The 12,296-nt window shown below is 57.4% G+C and carries 13 protein-coding genes; 10 read left to right on the forward strand and 3 right to left on the reverse strand.

Annotated elements, in window-relative coordinates:
* Nucleotides 1–85: 85 nt before the first annotated feature.
* A complete protein-coding gene (locus tag RMV17_RS14645; protein WP_311886991.1) occupies nt 86–517 on the reverse strand; it encodes a DUF1294 domain-containing protein in 432 nt (143 codons plus the stop codon).
* Nucleotides 514–1,344: an undecaprenyl-diphosphate phosphatase gene (locus tag RMV17_RS14650; protein ID WP_034153937.1), complete on the reverse strand. Its 831-nt coding sequence runs from the start codon at nt 1,342–1,344 to the stop codon at nt 514–516. Before RMV17_RS14650 ends, RMV17_RS14645 begins: the two co-directional genes overlap by 4 nt.
* 305 nt (nt 1,345–1,649) lie before the next feature.
* On the opposite strand from RMV17_RS14650, the gene RMV17_RS14655 reads away from it, so the two are divergent.
* The 9 genes from RMV17_RS14655 (at nt 1,650) to RMV17_RS14695 (ending at nt 10,017) form a co-directional block, all read left to right on the forward strand.
* On the forward strand, nt 1,650–3,284 hold the full coding sequence (locus RMV17_RS14655) for a methyl-accepting chemotaxis protein (RefSeq protein WP_034153936.1): 1,635 nt from the start codon (nt 1,650–1,652) through the stop codon (nt 3,282–3,284).
* Nucleotides 3,285–3,579: 295 nt separating this feature from the next.
* Nucleotides 3,580–4,143: a nicotinamide riboside transporter PnuC gene (gene pnuC, locus RMV17_RS14660; protein ID WP_034153935.1), complete on the forward strand. Its 564-nt coding sequence runs from the start codon at nt 3,580–3,582 to the stop codon at nt 4,141–4,143.
* Nucleotides 4,140–4,664 (forward strand): AAA family ATPase, encoded by a 525-nt coding sequence (locus RMV17_RS14665; RefSeq protein WP_311886992.1) that lies wholly within the window; start codon nt 4,140–4,142, stop codon nt 4,662–4,664. Before pnuC ends, RMV17_RS14665 begins: the two co-directional genes overlap by 4 nt.
* 357 nt (nt 4,665–5,021) lie before the next feature.
* Nucleotides 5,022–5,471, forward strand: coding sequence for a hypothetical protein (locus tag RMV17_RS14670; RefSeq protein WP_034153933.1), 450 nt, complete (start codon nt 5,022–5,024; stop codon nt 5,469–5,471).
* A 1-nt stretch (nt 5,472) separates the two neighbouring features.
* Complete coding sequence (locus tag RMV17_RS14675) at nt 5,473–6,048, forward strand: adhesin (protein WP_311886993.1); 576 nt, start codon at nt 5,473–5,475, stop codon at nt 6,046–6,048.
* Nucleotides 6,049–6,121: 73 nt separating this feature from the next.
* Nucleotides 6,122–7,129, forward strand: a complete 1,008-nt coding sequence (locus RMV17_RS14680) for a hypothetical protein (RefSeq protein ID WP_034153931.1) — start codon at nt 6,122–6,124, stop codon at nt 7,127–7,129.
* 63 nt (nt 7,130–7,192) lie between these two features.
* The gene (locus RMV17_RS14685; RefSeq protein ID WP_034153930.1) at nt 7,193–7,873 is read left to right on the forward strand and encodes a C39 family peptidase; all 681 of its coding nucleotides are present in this window, start codon (nt 7,193–7,195) and stop codon (nt 7,871–7,873) included.
* 44 nt (nt 7,874–7,917) lie between these two features.
* A complete protein-coding gene (locus RMV17_RS14690; protein ID WP_034153929.1) occupies nt 7,918–8,664 on the forward strand; it encodes a hypothetical protein in 747 nt (248 codons plus the stop codon).
* 45 nt (nt 8,665–8,709) lie between these two features.
* Complete coding sequence (locus RMV17_RS14695) at nt 8,710–10,017, forward strand: transporter (RefSeq protein ID WP_108224746.1); 1,308 nt, start codon at nt 8,710–8,712, stop codon at nt 10,015–10,017.
* Between the two features lie 99 nt (nt 10,018–10,116).
* On the opposite strand, the gene RMV17_RS14700 is transcribed toward RMV17_RS14695, so the two are convergent.
* Nucleotides 10,117–11,442, reverse strand: coding sequence for a sigma-54 dependent transcriptional regulator (locus RMV17_RS14700; protein WP_016983762.1), 1,326 nt, complete (start codon nt 11,440–11,442; stop codon nt 10,117–10,119).
* A gap of 355 nt (nt 11,443–11,797) precedes the next feature.
* Here RMV17_RS14700 and RMV17_RS14705 point away from each other — a divergent pair, with 355 nt between their 5' ends.
* The gene (locus RMV17_RS14705; protein WP_311886994.1) at nt 11,798–12,064 is read left to right on the forward strand and encodes a hypothetical protein; all 267 of its coding nucleotides are present in this window, start codon (nt 11,798–11,800) and stop codon (nt 12,062–12,064) included.
* Nucleotides 12,065–12,296 lie beyond the last annotated feature (232 nt).

The raw sequence follows: 12,296 nt of genomic DNA on the forward strand, positions 1-12,296 counted from the left end.
AAAGCGGACTTTCATTCAACGATGATGTTGTCTGATACGGCCTCTTCGCGAGCAGGCTCGCTCCCACATTGGTTTTTGCAGTTCTTTAGAACAGGGTCAACAGGTTCGAGCCGAGAAACAGCTGGTCGATCCAGAACACTTGGTGCAATACGACAATCACCCAGAACAGAATCTGAAACGAGACCTTGCGCGTCTTGTGCCGGAACACTTGTTGGGCGATCAACGCGCCAGGCCAGCCGCCGGCCAGTTCCACCGCATGCAGGATGTTTTCCGGCGTGCGCCAGGCATCCGTCTGCGCCTTGCGCTTGTCAGCCCAGTACATGAAGAACGCCAGCACGCTGACGATCCCGTAAGCGGCTAACGGCACCAGCGAAATCCCGCGCAGCCACATCGACACTGAGCCGAACAACGGCAGCGCACAGACGATCAACAGAACCAGCAGTTTCAGCTTCAGGTTCTGGATGTTGTTGCCGCGCGAAGGTCGTCCTTCAGGGCGGCGTGCGCGGGAATCACTCATGGCTTGGCCGCCGCCCAGTCGATCCAGCCAAACTGCCACGTCGCCAGAATGACCAGGCCAAACACGATCCGATACCAGGCAAACGCCGCATAGCTATGGCTGGCGATGAACTTGAGCAAGCCGCGCACGGCGATCATGGCGAAGATGAACGCCGTGACAAAACCGATGGCGAACACCGGGAAGTCCGCCGGCACAAACAGGTGGCGGTACTTGTAACCCGAATAGACCGCCGCTCCGACCATGGTCGGCATCGCGAGGAAGAACGAAAACTCGGTGGCAGTCTTGCGCGACAGGCCGAACAACAAGCCGCCAATGATCGTCGAGCCGGAACGCGAGGTGCCGGGAATCATCGCCAGACATTGGGCGAAACCGACTTTCAGGGCATCTTTCCAGGTGATCTCATCGACCGTTTCGGCGTGCACTTCATGCTGACGCTTTTCCGCCCATAACATGATGATGCCGCCCACCACCAACGCGGTCGCGACGGTGATCGGGTTGAACAAGTATTCGTGGATCAGGTCGGCAAAGATCACCCCCAGCACAACGGCGGGCAAGAAAGCGATCAGCAGATTGGCGGTAAAACGCCGGGCGCTCGGCTGGGTCGGCAAACCGATGACCACGTCGAGAATCTTGCGCCGAAACTCCCAGACCACCGCGAGAATCGCGCCGAGCTGGATGATGATATTGAACGCCATGGCCCTTTCGCCGCCGAAATTCAGCAAGTCGGCAACAATGATCTGGTGTCCGGTACTGGAAATGGGCAAAAACTCCGTCAGCCCTTCTACAACTCCTAGTATCAGTGCCTGCAAGGCCGTCCAAAGATCCATCAATCCCCCAAAGAGCGATGCGCGCTGGCATGCTCCGATAGTATTTTTCTAGCGTTCACTGCGATCAGCGTAGCTGGTTATGGCTGTACCGATTCCGCACGCACAGGATCCACACGAAACGGTCAAAATTCCGTGAAATATCAATTTGGATTCAGGTTTTCACGCGCGGGGCCGAAATCCTAACAGACAAGCCTTAATAGCGCTGCCGCGTTATACGACTTGGGTCGCGTATGCCCGCTCACGAAATCGTGGTTGGATGCTGGCGGTCGTTTATTACAAGAAAAAGAATCCGGAGTGACAGCGTTATGAACAGCTTGCGCAGTGTGTCGATCAGCCGACGCTTGTGGCTCATCTTGATTGTGGCGGTGGTCATGTTGCTGACCTTGGGCATGTTGATGCTCAAGCAGATCCACGACGATCTCTATCACGCCAAGGCCCAGAAAACCCAGCACGTGGTACAGACGGCCAGCGGCCTGCTGACCTATTACCACGATCTCGAAACCGCCGGCACCTTGAGCAAAGACGCGGCACAGAAGCAGGCGCTGACGGCGATTCGCGGCCTGCGCTACGACCAGAGCGATTATTTCTGGATCAACGACCTCACGCCCGTGATGGTCATGCACCCGACCAACCCAAAACTCGAAGGCCAGAACCTCTCGGCGATCCGCGATCCGGACGGCTTTGCAGTGTTCAACGAAATGGTTGCCATCGCCAAGGCCAAAGGCGCCGGCATGGTCGACTACCGTTGGCCGAAACCGGGTGCCAGTGAGCCGGTGGCCAAGACCTCCTACGTCAAATTGTTCGAGCCTTGGGGCTGGGTGCTCGGTTCCGGGGTTTACGTCGACGACGTCCAGGCTGAATTCCAGGGGCAGGTGATCAAGGCTACGGTCATCGGCCTGGCGATTGCCGTGATCATGGCGTTGCTGGTGATCCTGATCGCGCGCAGCATCGTGCGTCCGTTGCAGGAAACCGTGAACGCCATGGCCAACATTGCCAGCGGTGAAAGCGACCTGACCCGCAGCCTCGATACCCATGGCAAGGATGAAGTCACTGAGCTGGCGCATCACTTCAACGCCTTTACCGCCAAACTGCGGCGGGTGATCGGTGATTTGCAGGTGTCGGCCAGTGCACTGGGCCAATCGTCCAGCGAACTGGGCAACGATGCTTCGCAGGCGCAGCAACGCAGCCAGCAGCAATCGCAGCAGATGGAACTGGTGGCGACCGCGATCAACGAGGTGACCTATGGCGTGCAAGACGTGGCGAAGAACGCCGAGCACGCCGCCGCGGAAATGCGCGATGCGGAAGCGCAGGCGCAACAGGGCCAGATCAATATCGACGGCAGCCTGCAGCAGATCGACAAGCTGTCCGGGACTATTGATCAAGCGGTTGAGGTGATTCGTACCCTGGCAGCAGAAAGTACGCAGATCGGTAGCGTGCTGGAGGTGATCCGTTCGATTGCCGAGCAGACCAACCTGCTTGCGCTCAACGCCGCGATCGAAGCGGCGCGGGCCGGTGAGCAAGGTCGCGGGTTTGCCGTGGTGGCGGATGAAGTACGCTTGCTCGCGCAGCGTACGCAGAAGTCGACCGCGGAAATCCAGTCGATGATCGAGCGCCTGCAGAACCATTCCGAAGCCGCCGTGAAGGTGATCGGCGACAGCAGCAAAGCGTCGCAATTGACCATCGAGCAAGCGGGATTGGCCGGCGCCAGTCTGAATGCTATTGGCCAAGCGTTGCGTAATCTCAATGGTCTGAATGCGTCGATTGCCAGCGCCACCTTGCAGCAGGCGCATGTGGTCGAGGACATCAATCAGAACGTCACCCAAGCGGCCGGCCTCTCGCACAGCACGGCGATCGCGGCCGAACAGTCGAGTGCGGCCAGTCTGCGCCTTGGTCAATTGAGCGAGCAACTCAACGGCCTCCTGCGCCAGTTCCGCGTCTGACCCGTGTAACTTTGGTGAGCCCGCCCCTCACCCCAGCCCTCTCCCCGAGGAGAGGGGGCTGACCGAGGTGTCTCAAGCTATACGTCGACCTGAAAAATCGAGTCGATTATGGATTCAACGCAGAAAGATCAGGTCGGCGTATCTCGAACATCCAACTTGGTCAGTCCCCTCTCCCTACGGGCGGTCCGACGTTTCGGGAGGGTTAGGGTGAGGGGCTTTTGATCTACAGCGATCATCAGCACCTAGCCCAATGCAGTACAATCCGCCCCTCCTCAATTTCCCCCAAGGAACCTACATGTCCGGGCTTGAACTGTTTGCCGCCGCCCTTGGTGTGATTGCCGTATGGCTGACGGTCAAACAGAATCCGTGGTGCTGGCCAATCGGCCTGGTCATGGTGCTGCTCTATAGCTGGATCTTCTTTGAAGTAAAGCTGTACTCGGACATGTTGCTGCAAGTGATCTACGCCGCGTTGCAAGTCTATGGCTGGTGGCAATGGACCCGCGCCGGGACGATGCATGACGGTCGTGAGGTCACCCGACTCGATCAACGCTCTATCCTGATCGGCCTCGGTGCAGGTGCCGTCGGCAGCCTGCTGCTCGGTGCGGCCATGGCCCACTGGACCGACGCCGCGCAACCGTGGCTCGATGCTGCGCTCACCGGTTTCAGCCTGGTTGCGCAACTGTGGATGGCGCAGAAGCGCCTGCAGTGCTGGGCACTGTGGTTCGTGCTCGATGTGATCTTTGTCGGCTTGTTCATCTATAAAGGGTTGTACCTGACCGCTGCGCTGTACGGTCTGTTTACCCTGCTGGCGATCCAGGGCTTTCGCGAATGGCGCGCTGACCCGGCGTTGCGCACATGAAGGTCGTGGTCCTGACCGGGCCCGAATCCACCGGCAAGAGCTGGCTGGCGGCGGGCCTGCAACAACGCTTTGGCGGCTTGCGCGTGGATGAGTACGTGCGCCGCTTTATCGAACTCAATCCCCGTGACACCTGTCTGGCCGACATCCCTGATATCGCTCGGGGTCAGTTGCAATGGGAAGATGCAGCGCGGGCACAACAACCGGCGCTGCTGATTCTCGACACCCATTTGCTGAGCAACATACTGTGGAGCCAGACGCTGTTTGGCGATTGCCCGGACTGGCTGGAATCAGAGTTGCTGGCGCGGCATTACGACCTGCATCTTTTACTCTCGCCTGAGCAGATCGACTGGACCGATGACGGTCAGCGCTGCCAACCGGATCTGGACGAGCGAATGGCGTTTTACCAGGCTACGCAAGAATGGCTTGAACACCACCACCAGCGTTTCCAGGTCATTCAGGGCCATTGGGCCGAACGCCAGACCCGGGCTTTTGCCGCCGTCGAGCAATTGCTGGCTGAATGACCCGGTCAGCGGGTCAGATTACCCAGCGATTTCCCCTGGTTTGGGGGCAAAGTGTCCGTTCCTGAAACACTCCGTGAGTTGCAAAGGGCCCGTTTCAGCGCAGTTCATGGCTTTGTCATGCGAGTTGTTACGCGGTTGAAACACACCGCCGCAAACCCTTGTTCCAGAGCTTTGCTCAGCCGATAGACAGCTCAGCGCAACCCAGCGTGTTTCAGCCTTGAAACAGCTTGTGTTTCAAGTGTGCACGCTGAAAACACAAACCATTGAAATTCAACAACATTCCAAAAGCGGCATAGCTTTCGCTCTCTCCTTCACAACGCTGACTAGGGCCAGCCCACTGAAGAAGGAATTGCAGCCGTGGGGAACATCCAAAAAGGTTTGACCTGCCTTCTGCTGATCGGATCAGCAGCCAGCACATTGATCAGCTTCAACGTGCAGGCAGAGGGTAACGGCGTGATTGTCCTCAATCGCGATGTTCAGCCGATTCCTATTGGTCGTAGCGGCGGTAAAGACCCCTACCCAACCACCGTCAATGCCAACCCTTCAGGCCGCATCAATCAGGCGATGAGCAGCACTGAGCTCAATGACGGCGAGTTTGCCAGCGTGGCCAGTGGCTCTTCGATCCGCGGCAACATCAGCACGCCGACGGCGAATCTGCCCGGCATGAACACCCTGACCAATACCAACGGCCTGCCCGGCATGAGCAGCGGCCACGGCGGCGGCGCCGGCGGATCCATCTCCAATACCGTCAACCGCGCCATGGGCGCAGGCCTTGCGCCGCTGACCCGCATGGCTGGAGGCCAATAAGATGAATCGTTGCCTGCTCCTGCTTGCCCTCTTCGGCTGCGCCAGTGCCATGGCGGCCGACCCCAGCTCAGTGAACAACGCGAACATTCAGGACACCGGCATTCAGTACCGCGGCAACTACAACGTCAACCAGGCCGCTGGCGACCAGATGCAACAGACCAACACCAAGGCGATCGCCATTGGCACCTCAGCCAGCGCCACCACCAATGTTCGCCAAACGATCGATACACCCGCCAATCCTTCGACGAATGCCAGCGCAACCATTGGCGGCAACGCTTTCAGTAATGGCAACGGGATCCTCGGTGTGAACCAGGGTGCCGGCGCCAACAACCAGATGGCCAACGTCACGCGCATCAGCATCAGTGCTGCCCCGCAGAGCGTTGACGACAGTGCCCTTTCCCAACAGAACGTGGCGCTTTTACCGAGCTCAGGAGCAACTGGTACCTCACCCGGCAGTCGCCAGGTCACGACAAGTGATCAGGCCTTCACCGGCAGCCGCGGGGTAATTCAGGTGAACCAGAGTGCCGGGGTGGGGAACCGTATGGCTAACACCCTGAGCATCCGGGTCGCTGACTGACCCAAACAACAAAAGCAGTGCAATTAGAAAGTACCAACACTTAACCAACTAATAAGCACGATGGAGAAACACCATGAAACCTACAATGGCTCTCAAACCACTGGTTTTCGCACTTGCAGCAGTGATGGCAATCGCAGCACAGGCAGGCGGTCGTGATGACGATCATGGTAACGGGCACGGCAATGGTCATGGCAACCATGAACCAAAAGGCCCTACCCTGGAACAACTTCTGCAAATCGGCGCCGGCGCTGGTGCTGCCGTACTCGACACGCAGAACAGCGATGGCAACCTGGTGGGCAACCAAGGCACCAAAAATGATGCCTCCGTTCGCGACTCGGCCAATGGCACCAACGGCAACGTCGGCATGAACAACACCGCCGGCGATGGCAACCAACAGGACAACGCCGCTGCACTGGCAACTGCCGACGAAAGCTTCATCTTCGGCACTGCCGTGTCCGTCTCCAGCGCCACTCAAGTCAACAACAACAACGCGGTTGCCAACTACTCGACAACCAACAACGCCAACCTCAACAACGTGGGTAACGGCGGTTCCGGCAACATCGGTGTGAACAACAGTGCCGGCAACTTCAACCAACAGAAAAACAACCTGGCCATTGCCGTATCCGGTGGTCGTGTAGCTAACGCCGCTGCCGCTGCCAACCAAAGCTCCACTGGGTTGACTGTGTCCAACAACGGCACTCAAACCTACAAAACCGATACTCTGAGAGGTACCTTCACCGCTGCTGGCGCATTCGCAGCAGCTGGCAAAGCGACCATCGAAGGCGACAAAGGCCATGGTGGTGGCGGTTATGGCGACAACGACCGTGGTCATGGCGGCAGCGGCGGCAGCAAAGATCAGAAAGCGACCTTTGAAGCTGTCGGCATCTTCGGTCTCGCCGGTGTAACCACGCAACAAGTGCTGACCCCTGACGGCTGGAAAAACCCTGTGACCAACAACGCAAACATCTCCAACGTTGGTAACAACTTCTCCGGCAACGCTGGTTACAACAACGCCGCCGGTGTTGGTAACCAACAAAGCAACTCGCTGTCCATCGCTGCAGGTTGCAAAGCCTGCCTGTAGTCGCGATCGAAACGAAAGCCCCGGAAACGGGGCTTTTCCTCAGTCCGCAAAGGCGTATCGATCATGCGTAAGACTGCCCTCCTCGCCCTGCTTTGTCTGTCCGGCCTGACCCAGGCTGCCCAGATGCCAGTCGCTGCCCTCCCAGGCGGCGTACTCGTCTACAAAAACGTGCAAAGCATTCGTGAGCGCAAGTTTGCCGACATTGTCGAACAGAAAACCGATTTCAGCTGCGGCGCTGCTGCACTGGCTACGGTGTTACGCCAGGCCTATTGGCTCGACGTCGATGAGGAGCACATCATCAAAGGCATGCTGGTCAACGCTGATCAGGACCTTGTTCGTACTCAAGGGTTTTCCATGCTGGACATGAAGCGCTACATAGAAAGCATCGGCATGCGCGCCAGGGGTTACAAGATTCCACCGGAAAAACTCGACGCTGTAACGATCCCGGTGGTGGTACTGATGGAAATTCGCGGCTACAAGCATTTCGTGGTGCTGCAGCGTTCGGACAAGGATTGGGTTTACATCGGAGACCCGGTTTTAGGCCACAAACGCTACAAACACGATGACTTTGTCAAAGGTTGGAACGGCATAGTCTTCGCCATCGTCGGCCCCGGTTATGACAAAACCAATGCATTGCGCAGCCCGCCGACACCGCTGACGGCGAAGAACAAGCTGGATAACTTCAACCCTGTCAGAGATGCTGAATTGATGGACTTCGGGTTCATACAGAGCGACTTCTTTTAATCGCCGATTATAAAGAATGGGGCTGGATGTCCCGGGAGCAGCAGATGAAAACCTCATACTGGCTGGCCGCCGCCTGCCTGGCAGCGAGCGCGTCAGGCTATGCCAATGCAGGATTCAAACCTATCGAGATACAAGACAAGGAGTTGTCCGAACTACGTGGTCGTTATGTGATGCCGGGGCGGATTATCAGCTTCGGCATTGTCATGAGCAGCACCTGGCGCAACGCCAGTGGTGATCTGATCGGGGCAGCCACCTCGATGCAACTTCAGGCAGCAACGGTTAAACCCGAATTCTATGTGCAAACGATCAAGGAGCACGGCAACGGCAGCACCCTTCCTACGGGTACCGGCACGATCACCGGTGGCGCCGGTCTCGACAGCAGCCAGGGCATAACACAGAGCGTACGTGCCGCGGGTGACAGCAATACCGCCTACAACAACGTCGCCATCAACGTTAAAGAAGCCAGTCAGGCGCCAGCACTGGTGCCCACCCAAGGGCAGGCCCTGATGGCCGGGCAGACAATCGGCGGCAGCAATGCGGCGGGCAGCGTCGCCGTCTCGGCAAGCGGAGGCGGCGTACAAATGGCCATTCAGGCCTCAGGCAATCAAGGAACGGCCCTGCAACAGGTCGCCCAGGGTGGCTTGCTGCAGAACACCCGTCTGCTCGGCAGTGCCAACGTGGTCAATAACATGACTCAACTCAACGTCGTCCTGAACAATAACGGCATGAGTGCCGGCGCACTGGATTGCAACCTGACGCAACTCAGGGCACTACGCAATATTGGATATTGAACTACGCTGAGTCTCGATCATTGGGCTTAAAGGGACGGCTTATTCATGTATCGATCAGTATCACTGCGTGCCGCTGTTTGTTTGAGCACTCTTCTACCTGCAGCCATGCTGCAAGCGGCACCGGACGCCGACGTAGAAGTCCTGAAACAAGAACTTCTGGAGCTGAAGCAACGATACGAAGTACAACAAAAGGCCCTGGCGGTACTCGAACAACGGGTTCGCCAGGTCGAAGATCAACCGGCGGCACCGCAACCGAAACGGTTGGCCAAGTCGCCGTCAGATCTCAAAGGCAATCCAAAAGTGGCCACCGGCACCGGGGCCGCAGCAGCGTCGGGGGGCGCAGCCGGAGGTAGTGGGGCTTCTTACGGGCAATCGCTGGCAGATGATTCGCAACCGGCACAAAGTGTGTCCAACCTGTACGACGAAGCCAGTGGTTTCTTCGGCGGTGGCAAATTCAGCTTCGAAACCGGTATCACCTACTCGCGCTATGACACCCGTCAGCTGATCCTCAACGGCTTCCTGGCACTGGACTCGATTTTTCTCGGCAACATCAACCTTGACCGGATCAAGGCCGACACCTGGACCCTCGACCTCACGGGCCGCTACAACTTCGACAATCGCTGGCAGTTCGACCTGAACGTGCCGGTGGTCTACCGCGATTCGACTTATCAATCCGGCGGCGGCAACGGCGGTGCGTCCAACGTCACGACCGAGCAGGACGTAACACGCGATCCAACCATTGGCGACGTCAACTTCGGCATTGCTTACAAGTTCCTCGACGAGTCGGCCAACACGCCGGATGCGGTCGTGACCTTGCGCGTCAAGGCGCCAACCGGCAAGGATCCGTTCGGGATCAAGTTGCGCCAGACCGACGCGAACTCCAACCTGTTCGTGCCTGACACCCTGCCCACCGGCAACGGCGTCTGGTCGGTCACGCCGGGCATCTCGCTGGTCAAGACGTTCGACCCGGCGGTGCTGTTCGGCAGCTTGTCCTACACCCACAACCTGGAGGAGTCGTTTGACGACATCAGCTCGACGGTCAACCAGAAAAACCCGGGCAAGGTAAGGATCGGCGACAGCTTCCAGATTGGCGCCGGTATTGCGTTTGCGCTGAACGAGAAGATGAGTATGTCGTTCTCGATGTCTGACCTGGTGCAGCGTAAAAGCAAGCTCAAACAAGATGGCGGCGATTGGCAATCGGTGGTCTCCAGTGACGCCAACGCCGGTTATTTCAACGTCGGCATGACCATTGCGGCCACCGACAACCTGACGATTGTTCCGAACTTGTCGATCGGTTTGACCGACGATGCACCGGACTTTTCCTTCAGCCTGAAATTCCCGTACTACTTCTAGGTAAAAGCAAAAGATCGCAGCCTTCTGCAGCTCCTACATCGGGTTTGTGTAATCCCTGTAGGAGCTGCCGCAGGCTGCGATCTTTTGATCTTCAGGTACCTAGCGAATCTGGTGTTTATGCAGCAGGCGGTAAAACGTCGGCCGAGACACGCCAAGGACCTTGGCCGCAACACTGAGGTTATCGCTGTGCCGGTTCAACACATCGCACAGCGCCTGGCGTTCGGCGCGGGTCTTGTAATCTTCCAGCGTGCCCATCGGCGTGGCGATCGAATGCTGGCTGATCAACCCCAGATCTCGCGCCTCGATCTGCCGCCCTTCAGCCAACACCAGACCACGGCGTACACGGTTGGCCAGTTCACGGACGTTGCCCGGCCAGTCATGCTTGCCCATGGCAATCAACGCGTCTTCACTGAAACTGCGTGGGCGGCGGCCGGTTTCGTGGCTGTAGAAATGGGAAAAGTGGTTGGCCAGCATCGACAGGTCGCCATGGCGTTCACGCAAAGGCGCAGTGACCACTTGCAGGACGTTGAGCCGGTAATACAGGTCTTCGCGAAAACGCTTCTTTTCGATGGCCGCCTCAAGGTCGACGTGGGTCGCCGCCAGAACGCGAACATCCACCGGGATCGGTTGACTGCCGCCGACACGCTCGATGTGTTTTTCCTGCAAAAAGCGCAACAGATTGGCTTGCAGTTCCAGCGGCAGATCACCGATCTCATCGAGAAACAGCGTGCCGCCATTGGCCGCCTCAATCCGCCCGACCTTGCGCTGATGCGCGCCGGTAAACGCGCCTTTCTCATGGCCGAACAGCTCGGACTGAATCAGGTGCTCGGGAATCGCCCCGCAATTGATCGCTACAAACGGTTTGCTGTGACGCTGGGATTGTCGATGCAGCGTACGTGCGACCAGTTCTTTACCGGTACCGCTTTCACCGCGGATCAATACCGGCGATTCGGTGGGGGCCAGTTTGCTGAGCAATTTGCGCAGCTCCCGGATCGGCTTGCTGTCGCCGAGCAGTTCATGTTCCGGCTGATCGACGTGGATCGTGCCCTGCCCGCGCAACCGCGCCATGCCGAATGCGCGGCCGAGGGTGACCTGCACCCGCGATACGTCGAACGGCAAGGTGTGGAAATCGAAAAACCATTCGCAGACGAAGTCACCGACGTTTTGTAATCGCAGAACTTCCTGATTGAGCACGGCGATCCATTCGGTGCCGCTGCGACTGATCAACTCCTTGACGGCTTCGGGACGTTCGAGGTGAAACGGCTGCAATCGCAATAAGCCGACATCACAACTTCGATCGGCGGCATTTTCCAGGGTGCAGCTATCAACATCCCAACCTACGGCGCGTAATCCGGGCAATAAGCGGTGGCAATCGTCGCAGGGATCGACCACCAATAAACGTCGTAACGCTGGCGCTTCGCTCATGACTGTTCCTTGGCGCCAAATTATTAGAAATGATTGTAAAAACAGTCATTTGGCAGACCCGACTGTAACATTAGCAAGATTTTGACAGGGCCTTGTATCGATTGCTTATAGGTGTACAAGCAAACACGTTATAAGAACGCAAGTTGTTAGTGAGCTATCGACTAATTTTTCAATTGCAACCTTTCATCCAGCTTTCAAAACCCCTCTGAAAAACAATCTGCTGAAAGAAAGTTGAAATTTCTTTGTTTCATGTGTGACCTGCCTGCGGGTTCGGTGCATCAGTACAAGTACCAGCCGCACGGTAAGCCCAACCGACGGCATATCACTTGATTGGGCACGACAGAGAGAAAAACCCATGACCGCCCCGCTCCGTATCAACGAAGCTCTTTTGATTGCCAACCACGCGTTCAAACCTTTCCAGTGCGTGGCCTGGGCGCCACAAGACGGCAATGGCGAACTGAGCCTGACCGTGATCGACCGGACCAATTCGCATATCGGTCGCAAACAGATCCCAAGCAGCACCTACTCCGATCCGGCGCAACTCGAGCAACTGCTGCAACAAGCTCGCGCTGAACTCAGCGAAGAAGGTCACAGTCTGCAATCCTGGTCGATGCCACACTAACAAGCAGGCAATGCGGATGACGATCAGGTCATCCGCCTCCTCTGTTAGTTGTAATCTTTTTACTCTCCGTACTTTTGTACAACTATTTGCAACTTGTTCAGGCTTAACTGCTTGGGCGGCTTGCTATTGGTTCAAAAAGACACTGTTCTGGCACAGTGCGACCCTCCATCTGTTAGTTCTTACAGTTGTACTTCTCCCGGTTCAGGGATTGAATGTTTCGCTCATGCAGTTA

The organism is Pseudomonas sp. VD-NE ins, assembly GCF_031882575.1.
Taxonomy (GTDB): Bacteria; Pseudomonadota; Gammaproteobacteria; order Pseudomonadales; family Pseudomonadaceae; genus Aquipseudomonas; species Aquipseudomonas fluorescens_BZ.